Below are 25,021 nucleotides of genomic sequence, written 5' to 3'. Positions count from 1 at the left end.
TGCGCACCATTTTATTCGGCAGCAGAGTCAACCACTTTGCGACCGCGATAGAAACCATCAGCAGTCATGTGGTGACGACGGTGTTTTTCACCAGTTACTGCGTCTACTGACAATGTACTGGTGGTCAAGGCATCGTGTGAACGACGCATGCCACGACGAGAACGAGATTTACGACTTTTCTGTACGGCCATTTTAAAAAACTCCTACCGTTAAATAATGTATTGGCAAATACAGTGATGTTACTTGTCTGTTTCATCACTGCCCGCTTTCAGGTTTGCCAGCACCTGAAACGGGTTGGTTTTCTTCTCGCCTGCCAGTGGTTCGACCTGCGTTTCTTCAATACTCATCTGCGCCGCTTGGCAAGTGCCTGCTTCATGCGCTGCGACTATCGGCAGTGCTAGTAGCAACTCATCTTCCACCGTTGCAAATACATCCAGCACATCGCTTTCCATCAACACTGGATCCAGCGTGCGCGGCAATTGTGCTGCCTGCTCATCGCTCCACACCAAGGCTAGCGAGGTGTCGGCGCGCACTGCAACATCAACTTGCTCCAAACAACGCTGACACACCAGCGGCACAACAGCATCTACCGTGCCGTGTATCACTTTGCGCGACTGCGCGTCGAGCTCGAACTGCCAGTCGACACGCGCCTGACCATTCTGATGACACAGTTGCTCAGCGAGGCGCTCCAATCGAACAAACGACACTTCGCCTGACAAGCTACCACCTTGCTGACAAAGCTTTACCGCATCGATATGCGGTGGCAATGGCTGACTGGTTGGCTCACTGTGCATAGGCGGCGCATTCTATGGATAGCTCATTGATATGTCAAAGAAATTTGCCCTTTTCTGAAGGTCAAATCTCGATTTGCGTACCCATTTCCACCACGCGGTTGGGAGGAATCTTGAAATAGCTAGTAGCCGGCACAGCGTTGCGCGTCATTACGGCAAAGACCTTATCAAAAATGGCCGGCATGCCAGGATGTTTACTAGGAATTAAATGCTCCCTAGACAAGAAGAATGTGGTGTCCATCATGTCAAAAACCACACCGAAAGGTTCGCATTTCTCGAGTAAATGCGGCACATCGGGGCTTTCCTGAAAGCCGTAGGAACCTTTGATAGACAAAAAGCCCGGCGCCAAATCCTCCACAGAGATACGGTCACCTTCCGGCACAAACGGAATCTCTTGCGTGCTGATCGTCAGGAACACCACGCGTTCGTGCAGCACTTTGTTGTGTTTCAGGTTGTGCATCAGCGCATGAGGCACCTGCTCCAAGTTACTCGTCATAAAAACCGCTGTACCGGGCACGGTTGCAGGCTTGCCCAAAGACAGCGCCTCAATAAATGGTTTCAGAGGTTCACTCTCTCTACCCAAGGCATCCGCCAAGAAACGACGACCTTTGCGCCAAGTGAACATCAAGCCCATAACGATCACAGCTACCAATAGAGGGAACCAGCCGCCATCGGGGATTTTCAATAGATTGGGGAATAAAAATAGCGAATCGACAAAGAAGAATGCAGCACCTGCTAGCGTTACCACAGGCAACGGCCAACGCCACAAACGGTGTGCCACAAAACAGGCCAGAATGGTATCCACCATCATCGCCATGGTCACCGCAATACCGTAAGCACCCGCGATATTGCTGGAGCTGCGAAACTCCAAAATCAACAGGATGACGGCCAACATAATCAGCCAATTCATCATTGGAATGTAGATCTGACCAATCTCTCGCGACGAAGTGTGCACGATGCGCATGCGCGGCCAAAAGCCCATTTGCACAGCTTGTCGTGTTACGGAGAACACTCCAGATATTACTGACTGCGATGCAATAACCGTCGCACAAGTGGCCAAGATGAGCAGCGGCCACAAAAACCAATCCGGCGCCAACAAATAAAACGGATTGTTAATGGCTTCTGGATTTTTCAGCAGCAGTGCGCCTTGACCAAAATAGTTCAGCACTAGGGCAGGAAGAACAACGCTAAGCCAAGCAAATTTAATGGGCCTTCTGCCGAAGTGCCCCATGTCTGCATAGAGCGCCTCACCGCCAGTGACCGCCAATACCACCGCGCCAAAAGCCAGCAAACTACCCAACCCGTGTTCACGAAAAACACCAACGCGTAAAGCGGATTAAGAGCCGCTAAAACACCTGGGTTGGTGACAATGTTGGTCAAACCAAGAATCGCCAAAGTTGAAAACCAAACCAACATCACAGGACCAAACAGCGCACCCACACGCGCACTGCCTCTGCGCTGCAGCATAAACAAGGCAACGAGAATGGTAATTGCAATGGGCAGTGTGGCGTGGTGCAGTTGCGGTGCTACAACTTCCAAGCCTTCTACTGCAGAGAGCACAGAAATGGCCGGTGTGATGATGCCATCGCCATAAAACAAACTGGCGCCAAAAATGCCGGTCAAAGCCAAAATGCCTTTTAGCTTATCGCTGCGCACCCCTGTACTGCGCGACAGCGCCAACAGCGCCAATATTCCACCTTCACCATGGTTATCAGCGCGCATGATGAACAAAACATATTTGATGGTGACGACAATAATCAGCGCCCAAAAAACCAGCGACAGCACGCCCATAATATTGCCGCTGGTTAGCGCCAACGGATGATGACCAGAAAACATTCGCGCAGTGTATAAAGCGGGCTGGTACCGATATCACCATACACCACGCCCAGCGCGGCCAAGGCCAAGGTTTTTGTCGAATTGGATGAGGTGTTAGACATGCAATCCACCGTCGCAAAGAGGGGCGCATCCTAGCATGCGTTATACTGCCGGAGTACCGAAAACAACGACAAAAATATGCCCCGATTTGTAATAATTCCGACTCTCCTGCTCTGTTTTTTAGCGGGGTGTGACCAGCCAAAAATACCTTCCTCTACTGCCACGACCACCACCACTTTAAAAGCCAGCTATGTCGGCAGCGAGCAATGTCAAAACTGCCACCAAACCGAGCAACAGCAGTGGCGTGGTTCAGACCACCACCAAGCGATGAAGCTCGCCACATCCGAAAACATTGTGGGCAATTTTTCTGCGCCACCACTTAAACACCACCAACAAAAAACTACTTTCAACACTGTTGATGGTCAGTACCACATCCAAACCGACCAAGACACACCCACAGCCTCTGACCTCACCCTGCAATACACCTTTGGTGTTTTCCCTTTGCAGCAATATTTAACTGCACTGCCGAATGGTCGCTGGCAAAGCCTGCCCTTTGCCTGGGATGCACGCAGCACCGCACAAGGTGGGCAACACTGGTTCCATCTGTATGCAAACGAAAACATTGTGCCCAACGATGTGTTGCACTGGCGTTCACCATCTCACAACGCCAATCACATGTGTATTGAATGCCATACCACCGATTTCAAAAAAATTATCAAACCGATAGCGACTCGTTCCAATCGACATGGGTGGAAACTGGCGTGGGCTGTGAATCTTGTCACGGCCCTGGCTCCAAGCACCTCGCATGGGCAAAAAATCCCAGCGACGCTTTGTACAAAAACAAAGGCTGGGATATTGCACTCACTTCCGGTTCCTCTGCCTTATGGCAACACCAAACCGCAACCGCGAAACCATCGCGCATAGAAGCTTCCGATACCACACAAATTGAACGCTGCGCACAATGCCACAGCCGACGCAGCCGCATCGACGCCAGCAACGACAAAGAGAAATTTCTCGATGCGTTTATGCCTGCACTGCTAGACGAAACGCTGTATTTCCCCGACGGGCAAATTCAAGACGAGGTATACGAATACGGCTCTTTTTGCAGAGCAAAATGGCCATGCGCGGTGTAACTTGCAGCAACTGTCACAACCCTCACAGCGGCAAAGTTAAAATCGAAGGCAACGGTCTGTGCTTGCAGTGTCACAACGCGGAGTACAACACACCTAAACACACCCTACACACACCAGAAACAACAGGCAGTTTTTGTGTGGATTGCCACATGCCAACGCGAACTTATATGACGGTTGATACGCGGCGAGATCACAGCTTTCGCATTCCACGCCCAGATTTAAGTGCCACGCTAGAAACACCCAACGCCTGCACTAACTGCCACACCGACAAAACCAACGCATGGGCGACAGCCGCTATCGAAAAAAATGCAGGCGCAAGCTGGAAAACACCACACCACGGCGAAATTATTGCGCAAGCGCGATTAGCAAAACCCGCTGTATTTGATGATCTAACGCAACTGATACAAGACAACACACAGGCGCCAATTGTGCGTGCCACCGCTATGGGCCTGCTCACTAATTTTCCCACGCGCAATGCATTGCCACTGATTAATGACGCACTGAAAAACAATGAGGATTTAATACGCATCGGTGCATTGCGTGCCGCAGAAATTCTGCCGCCAGAGCAACAATCTTCCCTGTTGCCCTTGTTGAATGATTCTGTGCGCGCTATTCGTATAGAAGCAGCACGCCAATTGGCTGGCAACCCCATCACACAAAACAGCACCAGCTTTACTAAAGCCAGACAAGAATATATCGACAGTCAAAATATTGACGCTGATCGCGCCGCTGCGCTCACCAATCTCGCTGGACTCGCCATACGCGAACAACGCCTGCAAGATGCAGAAAACTTATTAAAAACTGCTATTGCGCGTGAGCCGTATTACATCCCGGCTTCTGTCAATCTGGCTGATTTGTATCGCGCACTGCAGCAGGAATCTGACGCAGGACGCGTCTTGCAAAACGCTATGCAGCGCGTTCCAAACAATGCCGATTTGATGATGTCTTACGCGCTGTGGCTGGTGCGCAGCGGCAACATCAATGCAGCGGTCGCTCAACTGAAAACTGCCACGCAACACACTCAAGATCCGCACATTTTCTACTTATATGCCGTCGCGCTGAACCAAATCGGCAAAACAGGTGAAGCATTTAGCGTATTAGACAAAGCGGCTGCAATGCCTATTTACAACCGCAATGTGCAACTCACACGCTTTAATTTGGCATTGGACAGCAAACAATATGAACGCGCCGAAAAATATTTACAGGCTTGGCAATTATTGGATCCGCAGGATCCCACCGTATTGGAAATAACGCAGCGGCGTTAAGGTGTATTTTTTGGTGGTTTGCGCAACAGCGGTGTGACATTGGATACTGATGCATCAGCATCCAGATTACTGGGATGACTGCGCCGCCAAACGGCATCGTGAATAGGCTGTTCAGTAAATTCGCCAATCACTTCGTTCAACAAGTTTTTAAGTGTTTGGCAATCACTGTCATCACAAGCCTGCTGAATTTTTTCTAGACAGACCAACAAATTGGGCAGCGACAAAAACTTTTCTTCCGCTCGCATAATCATTGGATGACCAGTGCCGGATACCCTATCCCCCAACACCAACTCTTCATACAATTTCTCTCCAGGCCGCAAACCTGTGATGGCAATTTCTATATCGCCAGTTGGGTTTTGTTCATTGCGTACCGTGCGCCCCAGCAGTGCAACCATGCGCTCCGCCAACTCCATAATGCGCACGGGTTTGCCCATATCCAATACAAAAACTTCGCCGCCTACACCCATACTTCCCGCCTGCAAAACCAGCTGCGCTGCTTCCGGTATGGTCATGAAATATCGAACCACTTCAGGGTGTGTTACCGTCACAGGACCGCCCGCGTTGATCTGCTCAATAAACAAGGGCACAACGGAACCTGAAGAACCCAACACATTGCCAAAACGCACCATGCAAAAGCGCGTACCCAGTTTGCTTTCTGCATATGCCTGACAAATTAATTCTGCACAACGCTTGCTGGCACCCATCACACTAACGGGGCGAACAGCTTTATCGGTTGAAATCAAAACAAAAGTTTCTACCGCATTTTCAGCAGCCGCTTTAACCAAAGACCAGGTGCCAATCACATTATTGCGCACACCTTCAATCATATTGTTTTCAACCATTGGCACATGTTTATACGCGCCAGCGTGATAGATCGTCTGCACAGAAAAACTTTTTATGATTTGCGCCATTTGCTGCTGATTGGCGGTGTTGCCAAGCAATGACACCAATTCAACTGGCTGCAAATGACTATTGCTCAATGTCTGCCGCAGCTCCATATCAATCTGATACAGACCAAACTCATTGATATCTACCAACAACAAAACGCGAGGGCTATTCAGCAGTATTTGTCGACACAGTTCGCTACCAATGGAACCCGCTGCACCTGTCACCATCACAACGCGATCACGAATACAGCTATCCAATAAATGTACTTCTGGCGCAACCGGCACGCGCCCTAAAATATTGTCGTACACCTGCGTTACATCGCGACCGCGCAGGGAGCTATCCAATAACTCCTCAATGCCCGGCACCATCTGGGATTTCACACCCATCTCAGCCAGTTCCTGCAAAATTTCTTTGCGGCGCTGCAAAGGCGCGGACGGCATTGCCAATAACACTTCAGTAATGCCGTAGCGTTCCAATAACGCCGGGATATTGACTGCGCCATATACCGGCAAGCCATCTAAAATCATTCCGTGTTTAGCCAAGCTGTCATCGATAAATAATACCGGCTTGTAATCGCGGCTGCGCTCTAATGCTTGATACACCTGTAAACCCGATGAACCAGCACCGTAAATGGCTACGCGCTCACGATGAATTTCTACGCCCTTGTGGTAATACGCACGGATTGCCATGCGTGAACCGCCAATAAAAATATAGGCAAAACACAAGTAGATAACCGGCACTGAGCGCGGCATAAACATATCGCTCATATAAGCAATAACAGCAATGATCAATGCAGAAATTAAAACGCCCTGCATCACAGCAAAAATAGCTTGCTGCCCCATGTAGCGAATAATGGAGCGATAAAGTCCTAAGCGACCAAAGGCAAAGAGCGTCAGCAACAAACAAAAAGCAAGCAGCCCATATTGTGAGATTTGTTGCGGCAGCCAGACTTCACCCAAGCGCGCCCAAAATGCAAATAGCAGCGCTACACCCAGTAAAGCGAAATCGACAAACAACATCAGTATCTGTTTGTAATACTGATGCAAGAAATGCGTTGTCGCTCGAAATATTTTCACATCTAACCTTTACTGCACACTGCCACTGACTTTCACTTGCCGCAGCTTGCGCTCAGACTGCAGGATGAGGGAACCGTAACACACAAGCCAAGCCAGTGGCAGCCCGATATTTGCCAGAGGATGCTGAACTGTTTGTTGGATGATTGCTGTAAAAGAGCACGACAGCATCAAAACAATATACCAACCGAGAACTTGGCGGTGGCTGTAACCCGCCAACACCCAGCGTTGATAATGGTGTTGACGATGCGCAAGCCACACTTTTTCCCTGCGATATAACCGCAAACCCAAGGTCACCGTCGCATCCACCCAAAAAGGAGAAAATATCAGCACGGGAACCCAGAGAGGATATAGATTTAGCTGCCAACCCTGAATGCTGAGCGCACCCATAAAAAAGCCCAGCACAGTGGAACCGCTATCGCCCATAAAAATGCGTGCCGGTGGAAAGTTAAAACAGAGAAAACCTACACACGATGCTGAAATAATGGCACTGAAAATTGCGAACGGTATTTGTTCTTGTGCTATCCCCAAAATGGCAAGTGTCGCAAAACCTATTGCCCCCATCGAGCCGGCAAAACCATCCATACCATCCATAAAATTGTAGAGATTGGTACACCACATCAGTACGACCACGCCGATTATCGGCCACAGCCACGGCAACCACGCGACACTGACATAAACCGACTCACTCCACACCAAACTTACAGCAGCTATAGCCTGCGCAACAAACCGCGATGCTGGGTGCAAACCACGCCCATCATCCAGCAAGGCAATAAACAATAAAAGCAGCGCAGCAATCATGTGATAAATGGAGAGCAAATCGCTCAATTCACTGCGAGTTAATAACACCGCACATAAAACACCCAACCAAATGGCAATGCCGCCTAAACGCGATACCGGAGCTTTGTGCAGTGAGCGTTCATTGGGGTGATCGAGCCAAATTTGTTTCCTGCGCGTCACAATCAAAAAACACAGGCAGGCAGAGGCAGAAAATGCCGCGAACAGTACTAACGCCAACTGTAGAAAATTCATGCCAAACACATTAACGCTGCGCCAAAATCATATTCGGCAGTTCGCGATAAAAAGTGGTGCTAGGTACCCACCCCAATTGCCGCAACTTTGCTGAAGAATACATGGCGTTTTCTGTTAATCGCTTTACTGCCCCACTATTAACTGGCAAGTGAATACCCAACTTTTCTACTGCATCTCCCACAACACCAGCCGCTTTTAACAATGGCAAAGGAATGTGCCATGTTGCTGGTTTTTTATCGTGTGCCGCACGAATAGCCGCATACAAATCACTCACGACATAAGACTCCCCATCGGCAACAATTAGCGGCTGGTGATTGGCAGCCTCCTGAGTAGCTGCCAACAACAAGGCTTCCACCACATCGCCAGCAAACACCATAGATCGTTGCGCTTTGATATCAGCCAATGGCGGAAAAAATCCCCTTTCCACAGCCTGAATCATTTTTTGCAGATTGCCTTTTACACCTGCACCGTACATCAAACAGGGGCGCACAATAGCAAGTTGTGAAATACCCAACTCACCTAATGCAATTTCTGTTTTTCGTTTCCAATAACCGTAAGGCTCAATAGGCCACGCATCCCAGTTTTCATCTGCTATTTTTTCTGCCGGATCCGCTGCCGCTTTCGTGGTGCTAACAAATACAAAGCGTTTAACACCCAGCGCAGCGGCCTGGCGAGCCATATTGATAACCGCAAGGTGATCTGTTTGATATTGCTCTGGCGCAGCAGAAAGATGTGCCGTGCCCACCAAATAAAAAACGGTATCGACGGTATCCAGCCAAGTTTTACAGCAGGCTGTTGGCAACAACTCACCGATTACGGTTTCATCGCACGGCAACGCATTGCTTGACTCACTGCGTAGCAAAACACGCGTAAATATTTTTTCTTGACGTAAACGCGTCAGTAAGTAGCCGCCTAAAAAACCACTGGCACCTGTCACTAAACAACGCTGTATGGCGTTCAATTCACTCATGTAATTTGCCGATATCCTGAAACAAAAAACCAGGGCAAGCCCTGGTCTTTTGCTATTACAGTTGCTAGCTAATTTTAGCCCTTACCGATCACACGCAAGTTAGCAGGTGTGTAGTAATCATCAGGGCGTTTTTTAGCAGGTATTTTCTGAATACCACCTTCTTCGTTGACCAAGTTGTTCAACAGGTAAGCGCCTTTCTGAAGGTCATGATAGATCTCCTGACGCGGAGACATGCCAGGCATGTCGTAGGCATTTACGAAAGTACGCATAGTAGTACGCCACAAGCTGCCTTGGCTGTCATAGTTATCTGCCAACAATGCACCCCATGAATCTTCATCCATGTACAAACGGCGCTTAGCGTAGATATGACGCTTGCCTTCTTTCAAAGTCGCAACCACTACCCATACACGGTGCAGCTCGTAACGCATGAATTCTGGGTTGGGGTGACCCACTTTCAGAATGTCTGCATACTTGTGCTCTGGCGAATCCGCTTCAGTGTTGTTGTACGGAATAAACACTTCACGCTGCGGTTCCAGTTTCCAATCGTAACGATCGGTTGCGCCGATAAATGCCAAAGCATCATCTACTGTTCTCAAACCGCCAGGACCGTCTGGGAAGTCATAAGCGATAGTTGGCGCACGGCGCACACGGCGCGTACCAGGCAGATATTGCCAAGCGTTACGCGGCAACTCAGTCAGATCCTGAAACTCGTGAACCAGCGTTACTTTGCCTTTTTCACGCGGCGGATCGGTCACTTCAACCAATACTTTGGCGTTAAAGTTAGCATCGATTACCTGTTGACGCGTCAAGCTAGGATCGAACAATTGGAAGTAACGGCTTTCAAACTGTTTACGCATGGAAATGCTGCCGTTACTAAATACCGCACCACTAGCTACCTGACCTTCTGTCAAATAGATGTTAGGTGAGTACTCATGGTTCCACACCACTTCCACGCCATTTTGTGGAATGGGGAATGGAGGGCCGCCAACACCACCGCGTACACCGTTACCGCTTGGCACGATCTCAGCTTCTACAGCATTCTGTTTAACATTTTTGAAAATGAAATCGTTATAACGAACATCACGCTTAGAAGGATAGACCTTCATTTTGAAAGTGCTAGGGTATTTTTTGAACAAAGCGACTTGTCCATCAGACAAGTTGCTTTTGTATTTTTCGTAGTTACTAGCATCAATTACAAAAAGAGGCTTTTCATCTGGATAAGGGTTCGGGTAATAAGTGCCGGTTCCTTTGTAATCAACATTTTTTGGCGCACCCAACACAGTACCTGTGTAAGCTGGAATCGTTCCCGCAGCATTACCCTTTGGATTAGCCCCCATAGGCGTCAGTTCCGTGCCGAGTCTGTTTGCCTCAGCTTGCGAAACCTTCGCGTTTACCTGTACTGCAGAAGCCATCAGTAAAATTCCTGTGGATACTGCTACCGTTATTTTTGTATTCATATGCTTCCGTGTACTCCAGAAAGTTGACGGTTTACGGTCCACCTCAAAAATTGAGGATGCCGTAGGTTACCGCAAAGGCTGTAAGTGTAAAAGGCACTTCGAGTGTTTTTATTGCCTGCGTACGCTGAGACAAATGTTGTAGGCATGCAGGTCGAAATAGAGCTGCACTTTATGGCTGTGAACAGGTTCCGTGACTACAGTAGAATGGTGAGTCCTACTGTAGTTGATAACTCTGGAAAGCTAATGTCACTGGTCTCAAATAATGGCGTTGAAAACATCAATGTTGAATCGCAGAACATCCTCATCACACCCGCAGAGCTCAAGGCACAGCTGCCGCTAACACCTGCCGCTACTGCCACCGTCAAGGCTGGGCGTGATGCAGTGCGTAACATTTTGGACGGCACTGACCCGCGCCTACTGGTTGTCATCGGCCCCTGCTCCATTCACGACACCAAGGCTGCAATGGATTACGCCCATCGCCTGAAAGCCTTGAATGAAAAAGTGAAAGACAGCTTGCTGATTGTGATGCGCGTCTACTTTGAAAAACCCCGCACCACCACTGGCTGGAAAGGCTTGATTAACGATCCGCACATCAACGACTCCTTCAAAATCGAAGAAGGCCTGCACATCGGCAGAAAGTTGCTGCTGGATATTGCGGAATTGGGCTTGCCCACAGCCACCGAAGCGCTTGACCCGATTTCGCCACAGTATTTGCAAGACCTGATCTCGTGGTCTGCGATTGGCGCGCGTACCACTGAATCGCAAACACACCGCGAGCTAGCCTCTGGGCTGTCTTGCGCAGTGGGCTTCAAAAACGGCACAGACGGCGGCATGTCAGTGGCAATCAATGCCATTAAATCAGCTGTATCTCCGCACCGCTTTCTCGGCATTAACAATGAAGGCCAAGTGGCGATCATCACTACCACCGGCAACCGCTATACGCATGTGGTGTTGCGCGGCGGCGATGGCAAACCCAACTACGATTCCGTCAGCGTCGCGCTGTGCGAACAAGATCTGCAAAAAGCGGGTATCAAACCCAATATCATGGTCGACTGCAGCCACGCCAACTCCAACAAGAACCACGACCTGCAAGTGCTGGTCATGGACAATGTGATCAACCAAATTTTGGAAGGCAATCAATCCATTATCGGCGTGATGATTGAAAGCCATATCGGTGCGGGCAACCAAAAAATCCCCGACGATTTGAGCAAACTCACCTACGGCGTCTCCATCACCGACGCCTGCATCGACTGGCCAACCACAGAAAAATGCCTGCTGTCTGCCCATGAAAAGCTGCAACAGGTGCTCGCCGGTCGCCGCCAGCCAAAATAAGATTTCACTTTAAAAAGTTTCTTTAACTTGCTGATAAATGGAGAAATCATGGCTACACCACAGTTCAATACTCAGCATTCTGCTGAGCAGTACACCTTTGCCGGTCAAGATGTTCCTTGGCTGGTAAAGCTCTGGGCGAACCAAACCCCGGACAAGCTGTTCCTCGCTTGGGAGCCCAAAGAAGGCGAAGCGCGCATGGACTTACAAGCAGTTTTGGGATGAGATCAATGAAGTCGCCTGCGGCTTGATCGCCAAAGGCGTGAAGAAAGGCGACAAACTGCTGATCCACGCCGAAAACAGCCCAGAAATGATGATTGCATGGTACGCCTCCGCCATCGTCGGTTCGGTGGGTGTAACCACCAATACTCGCTGCATCGGCGACGAGCTCACCTACTTCGCCGAACACTCCGAAGCTGTGGGCTGCATTACCCAACCCAAATTCATTCAAGCACTGGCTGAAAACGCGAAAAGCCTGCCTTGGTTTATCGTGCTGGACGACAACTCCGGCGAAGAAGCCACTGCTGAAGAAGCTGCCTATGCCGCCAAATACGAGTGCTGGAACGCGCTGTACGGCAAGGGCAAAGAGGCGCCAGCTCGCGCCGCAGAACCGATGCTGCCCGTAGGCATCCAGTACACCTCCGGCACCACTTCGCGTCCCAAAGCCGTGGTGCATACCCATGCCAATGCGCTGTGGGGTGGCCGCACCGGCTCGCAAAACTTGCTGATGACATCCGATGATGTCTACCTCTGCTTCCTGCCCTGCTTCCATGTCAATGCACAGAGCTGGAGCTTCTGGAGCATGCTCTGGTGTGGCGGCACCGTGGTATTGCAGCCCAAATTTTCTTCCAGCAAATTTTGGGAGTTGTCGCTGAAATACAAAGTGACGCGCGCGTCGATGATTCCGTTCACCATCAAAGCCATGTTTGCACAAGCTGTGCCTGAGCATTTCTACAAAACTTGGTCCACCGGTGTGAAGCTGCACATCATTGAGCAGCATTTCAAAGTCACCACCTTTGCCACTTGGGGAATGACAGAAACCGTCACGCACGCCACACGCTCTGACATTCTGCAAGATTCACCGGAAATGAATATCGGCGTGCCAACCCCTGGCTACGAGTACGCCATCATCAATCCTGAAACGGGCAAATACTGCGCCGTGGGTGAGAACGGCGATTTGTGGGTGCGCGGCGCGCGCGGTGTGCAATTGTTTCTGGAGTACTACAAAAACCCCGAAGCAATGAAAAAATCTTTCACTGACGATGGCTGGTTTCAAACTGGCGATATGGCGCGCGTAGAAGCCGATGGCTATATGTATTTTGCCGATCGCGACAAAGATGTGTTGAAAGTGGGCGCAGAAAATGTGTCCGCTCGCCAAGTGGAAGAATTCATCGGCAACTTACTCGGCATGGGCGTATTGGACGAACACGCCGTTGTTGCGCAAAAGCACGACATGCTCGACGAAGTGCCTGTCGTCTTTGCCATCAAAAGCCCTTGGACACAACTGAGCGAAGATGAAATTCGCCAGAAAATTATGGATGGTTGCGCAACAGGCTTGGCCGATTTCAAACGCCCGCGAGCTGTGTATTTCTTACAAGAAATGCCGCGCGCTACGCTGGAGAAAGTCGCCAAAAACAAACTGCGCGAAATGGCAGATGAACTCGCCGACCAAGAGAAAAAATAACTTTTCTTGCGCTGCGTAACACAAAAAGCCCGCAAAATGCGGGCTTTTTTATTGCGGCTTAACCGCGAGAGGAAAACCTTCTTCCGCCAAATCGTAATAACGACTACTAAAATATCCATCATCAAATGCTTGGCGAGTATCTCGACCAAACGCAGAAAAATAACGCGGCTTGGCGCTAGCGGGACAATAGTGGCTCACCAAGCTCAAGCGCGTTTTTTCTGGCTCTGTCACGCGACATCCACCGTGCGTTAAATTGGGGTGCCATAGCAAAATATCGCCAGGCTCTGCCGCGAAGCGCTGAATAGCCACACCTTTCGCTTTGGCTTGCTGGCCTAAAAATTCCGTATACCGTTGATGCATGCCCTTGCCATCTTTTGCTGCCTGCCAAAACAAACGCTCTTCACCGAAAAGAAACATAGGGTCGCGATGGCTGCCAGGAAAGTACATCAATTCTCCCTGTCCCTTTTCAATTTTTTCCAGCGCGATCCAACTCGCCGTCAGCGTGCACGGCGGATCAATCACAACAAAAGCCGTATCCTTGTGCATGGATTGTTCCGAGCCCCAAGTAAATAGCAGGGACTGAAATACCATCGCAGGCTCTTGATAAATCAACTGCAAAAAACGCGTGATCTGTGGCACCAATACCATTTGTCGAGCCAGCAAGCTGGGTACATAAAAATCCAACAAGCGGCTGCGCCAAGGCAAAATAGATTCTGTGGGGAACGCCAATATTTGTTTTTGCAAACGCATGATGTAGCGATCAGGCTGCTGATAAAGCTGCTGTAGCTCATCCCGCAGTGCAGCAACCGCTTCTTCTGAAATGACTTTGCGCCAAACGATATAGCCGTCACGATAAAAATCGCGCAGCCAACTCGCTTCTTCTGCTGTGCAATTTTGCGTTGACTCAAGTTTTTCTATAGTGGATAGCGCATCCTCGCGATCTATCCAAAGCTGTTGCGGCGGAGCACAAGTCTGCGTCGGCTTCATTGCACTCCCCCGCTAAAAATCAAATCGCCTTAATGGTTCCCTTCGGCAACACCGCATGCACGGCTTGGCGCTGAAATTTCAGCTCAATATTGTCGCCAGTGTTCAACACCAAATAATCACCTTCAATGCGAACGATCTTACCCAGCAAACCAGAAGTCAAAACCACTTCGTCACCTTTGTTGAGGCTGCCCATCAAGGCTTCTTGCTCTTTTTGGCGTTTGCGCTGTGGGCGAATCACCACAAAGTACATAAAAATAAACATGCCGCCCATAATCAAGAGCATGCTGTACGGGCTCTGAGGGCTTGCGGCTGGTGTCGCAGCAGCTGTTTGCGCCATGGCTTCAGAAATAAAAAAACTCATATCAACCTCAATATCAAAATCAGTAAAAAATTAAATATCCTTCAGTTCGCCTTGCAGCAGTGCCAACACATCCTCGTGATGTGTTTTGGTGGTAACTTTGCTCATCACATGGCGCAACTTGCCGTCGCAACCGATGATAAAAGTGGTGCGCAGTATACCCATGGACTCCCGCCCCATGAATTTTTTTAGCCCCCACACGCCGTATTTTTCCGCCACGGCATGATCGGGGTCGGACAACAAATCAAAGTTCAGGTTGTCGCGCTCACGAAATTTCAACAGTGATTTCGGTTGATCGGGACTCACTCCCAGTGCCACAGCATTCACCTTGGCCAACAGCTTGGCACTGTCGCGCAGGCCACAGGCTTGCACGGTGCAGCCTGGTGTCATCGCACGCGGGTAGAAATACAGCACCACGCGCTGCCCTCGGTAATCTTTCAGAGATACGCTCTCTCCCTCTTGATTAACCAAACTGAATGCCGGCGCCAAATTGCCCACTTTAGGAAAAGCCATCGCAAACCTCTCAATAACTATCGTCTCAGCATTATGACAGCTCTACTGCCCTCAAATGCCGTTCTGATAACATAGCCGCCCTCGCTTTCTCTCGCGTTCAACACTATGGCACGCATTCTTGTCTTTGATTCCGGTGTCGGTGGGCTCTCCATTCTGAGCGCGCTCAAAAAAAATTCCGATATTGCTCAAAACACACATCAATGGCTGTTCTGCTCGGACAATGCTTTTTTTCCTTATGGCCTTAAAAAAGAAGATGAATTGATTGAGCGCGTGACAGCAGTTTTGTGTTCGCTACACGCGCAATATCAGCCAGACATTATTGTGCTCGCCTGCAACACAGCCAGCACCGTCGCACTAGACGCTGCGAGAAAACAGCTGCCTGTTCCTATTGTCGGCGTGGTGCCAGCCATCAAACCTGCCGCGCAACTGACACAGTCGGGCTGTATTGGATTACTCGCCACCCCCGGCACGATTTCACGCGCTTACACCCAACAACTGATTGATGATTTTGCCAATCATTGCCATGTCGTTCGCGTGGGCAGCAACGAATTGGTGTGGATGGCCGAACAACAACTGCGCACTGGCATGGTGGATCAAATGGAATTGCACCGTGTGTTAACGCCGTTGCGCGCGGCGATTGCGCAAAAACAACTCGATACTATTGTGCTGGCCTGCACGCACTTTCCACTGTTATCTGACAGCTTGCGCGAACAGTTGCCGGAAATAAAACACTGGGTGGATTCTAGTGATGCAGTAGCGCGGCGCGTGGCGTGGTTATTGGGGCAGCCCGCATCGAATTTCTCTCAAGCCCCTGAAGTTGATAGCTCATCGCTTAAAGAAAATCACATCGCTCTGTTCACGCGTGTGGATGAATCTGTGACTAGCCTTGAGCAAGCGTTGCGCTATTTTGGCTTTGAAAGTATTGTCTGCCTTAATATAAAAACTCAGGGCGACGCTTGATCTCCCTCCTCTGCATCCGGCTTGCGAGAAAGCCCCAAGCCGTTATCACCAAAGGCACCCAAATTTAGCAAGCTGCCTGAACTTTCACCGTAAGGCCACGCATTCCACGCAGGGTCATCGAGAATATCTGACTGCATGCGCACCACCGCAGACGCAGTAATCGGAATTGTGTATGGGTCATTCGTACTCGCCTCACAATCCAACAAATTATGCCCAATGTTATAAGTTCTGATCGCTTCTCTAACAGCCACTCGAATCACAGGAAAGCTCATGTGATAACAAAAGGTAATTTGCAGTTTTAACAAATTAGCATCTTGAATATTAACGCGCGACGCACCTGGCTTGGCATCGCGGTACATCAAATTGTCATTAGGAATTTTTTTCCAACCCGTTACTGGGTCATCTTCACCAAACTCCAGAAAAGCCAAGCGCGTCGGATTGATGCGGTCAAACTTTACATAACCCGTACCCACTAAACTATCAACAACACCAACTGCATCCGTTACATTAAAAGAATTATTGTCAGTCGTGAAAAATGGCGCCATGCCAATCACAAAACCGCGCCGCACTGATGTCAGTGTTGCACCATTCACCGATGCAATACGCGCCGCATTAAACGCAGCATAATTGAGCGTAGTTTTCGCCTGATAAATTAAGGCAAACTGGAGGCAGCCAAACACCAGCATGAAAATTACTGGCGCGATAATAATGAACTCTGTCGCGCTCTGGCCTCGCTGATAGCACAGTAACGACAGTCTTGCTTTCATGGTTACTCAGCCTGCCCGTCTGACATTTTTAGTAGCGGCGGATGCCACAAATCCTTTTTATCCTTACCTTCTGTTTCTTCCACTGGCTGCACAAAATCCTCTTTATGCTGCATCTCTTCACGCAACCTAGCTTCTTCTAAGCTTTCTGGCGCTGTTTGATCTGGCAGTAATGCAGGCGGCAAATCAGAAATTTTTTGCGGCTTGCCATCCAACACAATCATTTCAACTTTGCTAACATCTACCGGCTTTTTGTTTTGCTCTTTTTCTGAGGCTTTTGCCAACGCCGTGTTCTGCTGCTCCATCAACTGTAGCAACTGTTCGTTATAAGATTTGGCAACCTTATAAATTGGATCATCTGGAGACAGATAGCGCGTAGCTTCTGAAAATGTTTGCGCAGAAGCGCGCAACTGGTTAAAACCTGCGTTGTACCACGCCTTAGAAAAACGGTTGTCGCGCAACACTGCTTCGCGGTAGGCCTTTACCGCTTCATCTGTTTGATCCATACGCGCATGCGTATTTCCTAAGCGAAACCAAATTTCCGCTTCCGACGATGCAGCTTTTGATAGCTTCTGGTAATAGCGCAAAGCCGTAGGATACTGGCCTTCTTGGTAGGCTTTATCCGCTTTAGCGCGCCATTCTGCCAAGGTGGATAAATCTGTCATTGACGCACAGGCCGATAAAACAAGCACAGCAAGCGCCACCAATACACGTTGCATCATATTGTGTTTACCTATTGGGTAAAAATTCCACATGAGAGCCTACCGAAACACCAAGCTGACCGGCTGCGCCTGCACAAAACTCCAGCACCGCTGCCGCAGACCAACAAAAACACAACCGCCACGGCACAACATTCGCTCAAACTTTCAGCACCACACCCTGCTTATCGACAAATCCCACATCTAGCGCAAAACGCATAAAACAGGTGTGTATGGAGTTGCAGCGCGTAATCCACAAACACTCACAATCACCCATCGTCGAACGCCCTAACAAGCCACGCATTCGCTCAAACACATGGGTGGTTTGCCTAGCAAGAGCGGAAATTTCACGCTCACCATTGAGGCGCAGTTTCCCCAATAGCATTACATAAACCCTTGATGCATAAACTTCATGACTATAGGAAAAGCGAGAATCATAAAAGTGACGGGGAAAATAAATGCCATCAGCGGAAAAATCAGTTTGACCGGCGCTTCCATCGCCAGTTTTTCTGCGCGCTGGAAGCGCTCATTGCGGCGCTGATCTGATTGCACTTTCAATACTTTACTCATGCTGGAGCCCAATTTCTCCGCCTGAATCACCGCACGCACAAAGGCGCTAACCGCCTTTATATCCAGTCGCTCTGCCATGCGCGTCAACGCATCCGCTCTGCTTGCGCCTGCTCGAATATCACGCATCACCGTTAAAAATTCATGTTTCAATGCACCACTAGGACCCTTTTCAACCGCCTGATTCATCGCGCCCGTCAAATTTAAACCCGCCTCGACGCACATGGAAATAAACTCCAGATACATCGGCAGTGCGCGCATCACCTCTTTTTCGCGCTTGGCTTTTGTTTCGCTCAACCAAATCACTGGCAAGAAGAAACCCAGCAAGATTGAACCTAAAAATACTAGAAACGACAGTTTTTTAAGCATCAGCGCAGCCAAAAGCACTAACACCGGAAACAATAGCGCACTAAAAATACGAATTGCAAAAAATTCTTCGGCATTGACGTAGTACGCCACACCCGTCTGCTGCAAGCGTTTTTCCAAACGATCCAAATACTGAATGGGCAAATTGGTACAGAGGTAATAGGCAATAATACGGATCAGCGACCACACCAACTTGAGCGCAGGCGGCAACTCGTCTTTGTATTCACGACTTTCCGGCGGAATGCGAGAGCCGAGAATTTTTACAATCAAAACAATCAAGGTGACTGAAATGCCAATTCCCAGCGCAGAACCGTACATCAACACGGGCGCACTGAGATTTAAGATCAGCAACCACAGCTCAGATAATTCTTTTTGTATTGATGACCACATGGCGTATCACTCACACATCAATGGTCGTGATTTTCCGAATAATCGAAAAACCAATCCCCAACATAACAACGATAACACCCAACACCACATATCCAACTGTTGTGGTGTACAACTTACTCATGGCTTCAGGCTCAATCACATTCAAAGCGCAAGCCAACAAAATAGGCAAGCCAGTCATCACATAACCCTGCATTTTTCCTTGCGAGGTCAAGCTGACAATTTTCCCTTCCATGGCTGCTTTTTGCCGCAAGGTATCTGCCAGCTTTTCCATCACCTCGACCAAGTTACCGCCCACCTCGCGCGAAATACGTATAGCTGACAACGCCACTCTAAAATCTTGTGACTGTATGCGTTTTTCCATATCGACCATGGCTTGATCAAAATTCACGCCCAACTTGATTTTGCGCACCAACAAGGAAAACTCTTGCGCCAACGGTGCCGGCTGTTCGGTTGCCAAGGTTTCAATAGCGCCCATCAAACTGGTTCCCGCACCTAAGCTGCTGGCCAATGACATAAACGCATCCGGCAATTGTTCATCAAATTTTTTCATGCGTGACTTTTTGATACTGCCATACATAATTTTTGGCACCACCGCCATAAACACCACCGCCACCAGCACGCTCAGGAAATCGCGCCGAATAATTAACACCAGCAGCGGCACGACCACTAAAGCCGTAGTGTAGTAACGCACCAACATATCGGGATCCATAAACATGAACATGTCGGACAAGTTCATGCTGGCCTCTTCAGACAGTTGCGACTCAAAACGCGAGCGCACTTTTGCACTGAGTTGCAGCACTAAAAATACAATGATGGATATGCTGATAAACAGCAGCACAAAAATGAGCAATAAACCTGTACCAGACATCATGCGCTTTTACTCAACCAAATAAGCTCATATCCACTTCCAGCCCGCGTTTACGCATCTCTTCATAGAACTCAGGCACTCGACCTGTCGCTACAAAATGACCGCGCACACGCCCTTCTGCGTCATACCCTTCTTGTTGAAAACGAAAAATTTCCTGCATCTGGATGATGCCAGTTTCCATGCCGGTAATTTCGTTGATAGCCGTTACGCGACGGCTGCCGTCTGAAAAACGCGACTGTTGCACAATCAAGTTAATCGCTGAAGAAATCTGCTCACGAATTGCCTGTATCGGCAATTTTATGCCCGCCATCATTACCATAACTTCCAAACGCGAAATCATGTCGCGTGGTGTGTTGGCGTGACCTGTGGTCAGTGAACCTTCGTGACCGGTATTCATCGCCTGCAACATATCCAGTGCCTCACCGCCACGACACTCACCGACAACGATTCGGTCTGGGCGCATACGCAAACAGTTTTTCACCAAATCGCGGATAGGAATCGCACCGCGACCTTCCATGTTGGGCGGCCGCGCCTCTAAGGACACCAAATGCGGCTGCGCCAACTGCAACTCCGCCGCATCTTCAATGGTAATAACGCGCTCTCCGTGCGGAATAAAGTTAGACAACACATTGAGCAAAGTTGTTTTACCCGAACCCGTACCACCTGAAATAACAATATTGCGTTTTTACTCCACGCAAATTTTTAAAAACTTCATCATGTTTTCGCTGACAGCTTTGAAGCCAACCAAGTCAGATGACTGCAATTTTTTCTTGGAAAACTTTCGGATAGTAATGCAAGGACCTTTCAGTGCCAGCGGCGGGATAATCGCATTCACACGCGAGCCGTCTTTCAAACGCGCATCCACCATCGGTGAACTTTCATCAATCCGTCTTCCCAATGGTGAGACAATGCGCTCAATGGTGGAAAGTACGGCTTTGTGGCTGCTGTAGTTAACGTCCGATTTCTGCAAGCGCCCACTGCGCTCCACATAAATATCGTTAAAGCTGTTCACCATGATTTCTGTAACGGAATCATCCGCCAACAGCGCTTCCATAGGCCCCAAACCAACGGCTTCATTCAACACATCTTCTGTTAAACGCGCGCGCGTAATAAACGGAGGCAGTGAACCTTCCAAGCCATCCAACACTTCATCAATCAGCGCTTTGATTCTGTTGCGCAAATCGTCATCCGACATCGTGCCAACATCAATGCGCTTCAAATCCATGCGCTTGAGCAATTCTTCGTGCACATGGCTTTGCCACAAAATCAGTTGCTCTTGCTGCGCGCCACCCACTGCACCCATAGCTGGCGCAGCAGCAACACCGCCCTCAGCAACCACGGCACTTTCTTCAGCGCCATCTTCATTGGCCGCCATCATGGTGTTGCCCACATCCAACTGCTTGCAGCGCAAGTTGTACGCACCAATGGTGATGACATCCGCTGTGGTCAACGGACCATAAGCATCAATGCGTTTGCCATTCACAAAAGTACCGGCATCCACTTGATCGCTGATATGCAAGCCATCGCCTTTTTCTTCAATCTGCGCATGCAAGCCCGCCACTTTCCAGCCGCGCAACTGCACCAGATTGTCTCTGGATTTCCCTATGCCACAGCGATTTCCCATGCAGCGCACAAGATTATCGCTTTCACCTTTGGTGCTAACTGTTATCTCAAACATTGATGAATCTCTACAAATGAACGCGATTATTCAAACAAGCCTTTTTCAAACGAGCTATTGAAGCGATTAATCATGTCATCACGGCGCGCTGCTTCTTCACGGTTGATGTCATGGTTCACGTCAATAATGGTCGGTGTAACAAAAATAACCAGTTCTGTTTTTTTCGTTTGGAAAAACTTAGAGCGGAACAATTTCCCTAAAATCGGCAGATCACCCAACCATTTCACTTTATCCAAGTTTCTGCTGATTTCTGAATTAGTCAGCCCAGAAATAACCAAGGTTTCGCCGTCTTTCATGTTGACATCGGTGGTAGTGCCGCGCGTTTTGAAGGCAGGGTTTCCGTCTACGGCATTCGCAGGATCCAACACACTGACTTCGGTAGAAATTTTTGCCGAGATATTGCCGCGCGTATCGGCCTGCGGCGCAACGCTCAACTTAATACCAAAATCCTTGTAATCCACCGATGAACCGTTGATATTGCTAGTCACCACCGGCACCTGACCACCCGCCAGAAACTCTGCCTGCCCGCCGCTGCGCGCGCTCAAACGCGGTGAAGCCAACAAAAACGCATCCCCCGTACTCACCAAGTAGCTGATGCGTGAAGTAATTTCCGTGGCAATACCAAAGAAAGCCTGACCATCGCCATTTTTAAACGGCAGCGCAGTTAAATCACCCGTAAAATCTTTTGCAGGTGCGGGGCGATAAACAGAATTGGTTTTAACACCTTTGTAAAAAGCAGCCGTTGGTCCTGCAATATCCGTTTGCCAGTTAATGCCCAGTTGCTCCAAATCATTGGTATTGAACTCAGTGATTTGCACATTCATGTAAACCATTTTTTCTGAAAATGCATTCGACACGCGCGTGAGATTAATCACACTGGGATACAGCGCCACCACACGCTCCACCAGCACTTTATCGCGCTCATAGATGTCGCCTTCAATCACAGGCCTGCCAGAAACCGATTTCACCGTAATGCCTTCCACATCGCGCAACAGCGCGCTGATTTCAGCTACCGCACGCGTGGTGCTGCCCGGCAACACATACACCGTGGTGTCGTGCTGCCAGCCCGCTTTGCCCCACAGATGAATATTGGTCATGCATTCTTCATCCGCAACAATCACTAACTCACCCGTGGTTAACAAACGCGTGCTAATCACCGAACCGCTGCCGACAACTACGCGCTCTATGTCACCCACTTTCATGACATAAGTTTCGCCTTTGTACAAAGACAGCAGCACTTCTTTCGGCTTAATTTCAGTGGCGTGCAGTGTGTGCATAACAAAAAATGTCATCAAAACACTCAGGCATTTGAGCCACTGTTGCGTGCGCGATAATTGTTTTTTCATGGTGCAGTTAATGCTCATATTGATTGATCCCTGACTCATTGCCGCCTCACTTGCCTTGCGGCAATGCTTGCGCATCGGTTGATGCTGATGAAATAGATGTTTTATCCAGTTTCAACACGCCGTTTTCTTTATTGCCGCCACTCATATTTTCGTAGCTGCGCCCACTAAACCCATCAGCAGTATCAGAACCTACGGCTGGCACATTGCCATCTGCCGTTGTCAGCGGCGCAGAATCCGGTGTGCCTGCGCGCACAGAAACATCTAACACTCGACCATCCATTGCCTTCACTGCGCCGTCAGCATCAACAGTGGCAACCACATTGCCTTTGTCGTCGTAAACCTTATCGCCGATTACTTTGCCGATAGATTTTCCGTCGCTGCCCACCACTTCATTGGCCACCACGTTACCTTTGGCATCCACCAAGGCATCATTTACCGCCTTGCCGATGACATTGCCATTCACATCCGTCACCGAGCCATCTGCATTGACGGTGCCGACCACATTGCCCATGGCATCAATGACTTTGCCATCGACAATGCGTCCCAGTGTTTTTCCATCTTTGCCAATCGCCACAGCCGATTGCTGCACGCCGTCAGACACTTTGCCAACTACTTTGCCGTTTAAATCCACGACATTGCCGTTGGCATCCACGCGCGCCACCAATTTGCCGTTGGCGTCATACACTTTGTCACCCACCACTTTGCCAATGGGTTTACCTTTGGCATCAACAGCCACTTTGCCAACCGGCGCACCGATCACATTGCCTTTATCATCGACAACCTGACCTTTTGCATTCACTTTGCCGACAGGATTGCCGTTTTTATCGTACACAACGCCATTGACGACATTGCCGATCACATTGCCCTTGGCATCCACAGCCACCGACTCGCTGACATGACCCAACATGCGGCCGTCGTTTGACACCACTTTGCCATCGACTACGCGACCAATTTGATTTCCGTTGGCGTCATACACTTTATCGCCAACCACTTGCCCAACCGGTCTGCCGTCTGCGCCCAAGGCCAGCTGTGCTTTCGCTTTTTCACCGAGCACTTTGCCTTTGGCATCGACCACTTGGCCTTTCTCGTTGACTTTGCCAATCACATTGCCCTGCGCGTCATACACGGTGTTGCCTACCACTTTGCCGATGACATTGCCGTTGGCATCACGCACCACTTCCGTTGAAGCGCGCGCCAATTCCGCATTGCGCGCTTTTCTCATCAAGGACATTAATTGCGATGGTCTCACCGCATCAAAACCGCTGGCGCTGCCATCATTGCGATTACGCAAAGCGGCAATAATGCGCCCCGCTTCTTCTGCCACTTTTAGCATCGCTACTTGTTCTGGAAATAAATCCACCGTGACCGAAGAATAATCTTTATCTGTCATCACGGTGCCAGCACGCTGCGACTGCATCGATTTTGCATCCTGACTGCCGGTAGCAATCACAACCACATTCTCCAACACCGGAAATACCACTTCCTCTGCGCCACCGTTTTCCAAACCCGGCGTAGGTTCTGCACCCGCTTGGTTGGCGGGCATGCCCACCAAAATATCAATGTGGTTGCCAGGGCGCAGCATGCCATCCATGGAATTGATGCGATCCACTTTGATGGTGATAGCGCGTCGTCCAGTAGCAATCGAATCAGAAAAATCGCCTGTGTTAATGCCAGACAAAGCGTATAAAGGAATAGGCTTGCCGCGTGCAGCCGGGTATTGCAAACGACGGCCTTCCACTTTTTTATACATTTGTGCCGTCAGCACATCAGGGCCTGTATATTTTTCAGGAATTTTTCTTGCCGCTACAGTATCCAGCGCAACAATTTCCCCCGGCAGCAAATCGCGTACCGGCACAATAATTGTTACTTCTGCCTCTGGCTCCTTTTGATATTGCTTTGCCAGTGCCGCCTCCCTGTTTTTGAGATACAACACCGCAAGCCCTGCGGCAATCAAACCGAGAAAGACAGACACCATCAACATCGACAGTGTGCTCTGTTTTTTAAACCCTTCTACCAATGACATACCATT

22 protein-coding genes and 2 pseudogenes are annotated in these 25,021 nt (G+C 49.4%); 6 read left to right on the top strand and 18 right to left on the bottom strand.

Annotated elements, in window-relative coordinates:
• Positions 1 to 11 precede the first annotated feature (11 nt).
• From rpmF to IPK30_11205, 3 genes and pseudogenes are all read right to left on the bottom strand, one after another.
• The gene (gene rpmF / locus IPK30_11215) at positions 12 to 191 is read right to left on the bottom strand and encodes a 50S ribosomal protein L32 (protein ID MBK8103806.1); all 180 of its coding nucleotides are present in this window, start codon (positions 189 to 191) and stop codon (positions 12 to 14) included.
• Positions 192 to 239: 48 nt separating this feature from the next.
• Complete coding sequence (locus IPK30_11210; protein MBK8103805.1) at positions 240 to 794, bottom strand: DUF177 domain-containing protein; 555 nt, start codon at positions 792 to 794, stop codon at positions 240 to 242.
• 61 nt (positions 795 to 855) lie between these two features.
• Positions 856 to 2,728, bottom strand: a pseudogene (locus IPK30_11205) (potassium transporter Kup).
• A gap of 76 nt (positions 2,729 to 2,804) precedes the next feature.
• Between IPK30_11205 and IPK30_11200 the strand changes: the two are divergent.
• Positions 2,805 to 3,590 (top strand): hypothetical protein, encoded by a 786-nt coding sequence (locus IPK30_11200; protein ID MBK8103804.1) that lies wholly within the window; start codon positions 2,805 to 2,807, stop codon positions 3,588 to 3,590.
• Between the two features lie 190 nt (positions 3,591 to 3,780).
• The gene (locus IPK30_11195) at positions 3,781 to 5,064 is read left to right on the top strand and encodes a hypothetical protein (protein ID MBK8103803.1); all 1,284 of its coding nucleotides are present in this window, start codon (positions 3,781 to 3,783) and stop codon (positions 5,062 to 5,064) included.
• On the opposite strand, the gene IPK30_11190 is transcribed toward IPK30_11195, so the two are convergent.
• The 4 genes from IPK30_11190 to IPK30_11175 all read right to left on the bottom strand — a co-directional run bounded on the left by IPK30_11190 (position 5,061) and on the right by IPK30_11175 (position 10,439).
• On the bottom strand, positions 5,061 to 7,028 hold the full coding sequence (locus IPK30_11190) for a polysaccharide biosynthesis protein (protein ID MBK8103802.1): 1,968 nt from the start codon (positions 7,026 to 7,028) through the stop codon (positions 5,061 to 5,063). The genes IPK30_11195 and IPK30_11190 overlap by 4 nt on opposite strands.
• 9 nt (positions 7,029 to 7,037) lie before the next feature.
• Entirely contained in the window at positions 7,038 to 8,057 is a 1,020-nt protein-coding gene (locus IPK30_11185) for a glycosyltransferase family 4 protein (protein ID MBK8103801.1), read from the bottom strand.
• A 10-nt stretch (positions 8,058 to 8,067) separates the two neighbouring features.
• Positions 8,068 to 9,027 (bottom strand): NAD-dependent epimerase/dehydratase family protein, encoded by a 960-nt coding sequence (locus IPK30_11180; protein MBK8103800.1) that lies wholly within the window; start codon positions 9,025 to 9,027, stop codon positions 8,068 to 8,070.
• Positions 9,028 to 9,101: 74 nt separating this feature from the next.
• Positions 9,102 to 10,439, bottom strand: coding sequence for a DUF1329 domain-containing protein (locus IPK30_11175; GenBank protein MBK8103799.1), 1,338 nt, complete (start codon positions 10,437 to 10,439; stop codon positions 9,102 to 9,104).
• A gap of 288 nt (positions 10,440 to 10,727) precedes the next feature.
• Here IPK30_11175 and IPK30_11170 point away from each other — a divergent pair, with 288 nt between their 5' ends.
• Genes IPK30_11170 through IPK30_11160 form a run of 3 tightly spaced genes read left to right on the top strand, consistent with a single transcriptional unit; the run spans position 10,728 to position 13,497 of the window.
• Positions 10,728 to 11,816 carry a 3-deoxy-7-phosphoheptulonate synthase gene (locus IPK30_11170; GenBank protein ID MBK8103798.1) on the top strand — a complete coding sequence of 363 codons (1,089 nt, stop codon included), beginning with the start codon at positions 10,728 to 10,730 and terminating at the stop codon, positions 11,814 to 11,816.
• 48 nt (positions 11,817 to 11,864) lie between these two features.
• A complete protein-coding gene (locus tag IPK30_11165) occupies positions 11,865 to 12,038 on the top strand; it encodes a hypothetical protein (GenBank protein ID MBK8103797.1) in 174 nt (57 codons plus the stop codon).
• A gap of 22 nt (positions 12,039 to 12,060) precedes the next feature.
• Positions 12,061 to 13,497 carry an AMP-binding protein gene (locus IPK30_11160; protein ID MBK8103796.1) on the top strand — a complete coding sequence of 479 codons (1,437 nt, stop codon included), beginning with the start codon at positions 12,061 to 12,063 and terminating at the stop codon, positions 13,495 to 13,497.
• A 48-nt stretch (positions 13,498 to 13,545) separates the two neighbouring features.
• Here IPK30_11160 and IPK30_11155 read toward each other — a convergent pair whose 3' ends face one another.
• The 3 genes from IPK30_11155 to bcp are packed head-to-tail and all read right to left on the bottom strand — an operon-like array spanning position 13,546 to position 15,355.
• The gene (locus tag IPK30_11155; protein ID MBK8103795.1) at positions 13,546 to 14,484 is read right to left on the bottom strand and encodes a phytanoyl-CoA dioxygenase family protein; all 939 of its coding nucleotides are present in this window, start codon (positions 14,482 to 14,484) and stop codon (positions 13,546 to 13,548) included.
• Between the two features lie 19 nt (positions 14,485 to 14,503).
• A complete protein-coding gene (gene yajC / locus IPK30_11150) occupies positions 14,504 to 14,845 on the bottom strand; it encodes a preprotein translocase subunit YajC (protein ID MBK8103794.1) in 342 nt (113 codons plus the stop codon).
• Between the two features lie 30 nt (positions 14,846 to 14,875).
• Positions 14,876 to 15,355, bottom strand: a complete 480-nt coding sequence (bcp, locus tag IPK30_11145) for a thioredoxin-dependent thiol peroxidase (GenBank protein MBK8103793.1) — start codon at positions 15,353 to 15,355, stop codon at positions 14,876 to 14,878.
• A gap of 105 nt (positions 15,356 to 15,460) precedes the next feature.
• Between bcp and IPK30_11140 the strand changes: the two genes are divergently transcribed.
• Positions 15,461 to 16,315 (top strand): glutamate racemase, encoded by an 855-nt coding sequence (locus tag IPK30_11140; GenBank protein MBK8103792.1) that lies wholly within the window; start codon positions 15,461 to 15,463, stop codon positions 16,313 to 16,315.
• On the opposite strand, the gene IPK30_11135 is transcribed toward IPK30_11140, so the two are convergent.
• From IPK30_11135 to cpaB, 8 genes and pseudogenes are all read right to left on the bottom strand, one after another.
• On the bottom strand, positions 16,300 to 17,082 hold the full coding sequence (locus IPK30_11135; protein MBK8103791.1) for a pilus assembly protein: 783 nt from the start codon (positions 17,080 to 17,082) through the stop codon (positions 16,300 to 16,302). The genes IPK30_11140 and IPK30_11135 overlap by 16 nt on opposite strands.
• 2 nt (positions 17,083 to 17,084) lie before the next feature.
• A complete protein-coding gene (locus IPK30_11130) occupies positions 17,085 to 17,801 on the bottom strand; it encodes a tetratricopeptide repeat protein (protein ID MBK8103790.1) in 717 nt (238 codons plus the stop codon).
• Positions 17,802 to 17,937: 136 nt separating this feature from the next.
• Entirely contained in the window at positions 17,938 to 18,162 is a 225-nt protein-coding gene (locus tag IPK30_11125; protein MBK8103789.1) for a DUF192 domain-containing protein, read from the bottom strand.
• On the bottom strand, positions 18,162 to 19,055 hold the full coding sequence (locus IPK30_11120) for a type II secretion system F family protein (protein ID MBK8103788.1): 894 nt from the start codon (positions 19,053 to 19,055) through the stop codon (positions 18,162 to 18,164). The genes IPK30_11125 and IPK30_11120 overlap by 1 nt, the downstream gene beginning before the upstream one ends.
• A 55-nt stretch (positions 19,056 to 19,110) precedes the next feature.
• Positions 19,111 to 19,971: a type II secretion system F family protein gene (locus IPK30_11115; GenBank protein ID MBK8103787.1), complete on the bottom strand. Its 861-nt coding sequence runs from the start codon at positions 19,969 to 19,971 to the stop codon at positions 19,111 to 19,113.
• A gap of 10 nt (positions 19,972 to 19,981) precedes the next feature.
• Positions 19,982 to 21,646: pseudogene (gene tadA, locus IPK30_11110) on the bottom strand (Flp pilus assembly complex ATPase component TadA).
• A gap of 26 nt (positions 21,647 to 21,672) precedes the next feature.
• Positions 21,673 to 23,010, bottom strand: a complete 1,338-nt coding sequence (locus IPK30_11105; GenBank protein ID MBK8103786.1) for a pilus assembly protein N-terminal domain-containing protein — start codon at positions 23,008 to 23,010, stop codon at positions 21,673 to 21,675.
• 28 nt (positions 23,011 to 23,038) lie between these two features.
• Positions 23,039 to 25,015 (bottom strand): Flp pilus assembly protein CpaB, encoded by a 1,977-nt coding sequence (cpaB, locus tag IPK30_11100; GenBank protein ID MBK8103785.1) that lies wholly within the window; start codon positions 25,013 to 25,015, stop codon positions 23,039 to 23,041.
• Between the last annotated feature and the right edge of the window lie 6 nt (positions 25,016 to 25,021).

Source organism: Cellvibrionales bacterium (assembly GCA_016713115.1).
In the GTDB taxonomy this organism is placed as follows: Bacteria; Pseudomonadota; Gammaproteobacteria; order Pseudomonadales; family UBA7239; genus UBA7239.
The sequence above is the reverse complement of the archived record's forward strand: the minus strand, read 5'-3'. Positions and strand labels throughout refer to the sequence as shown.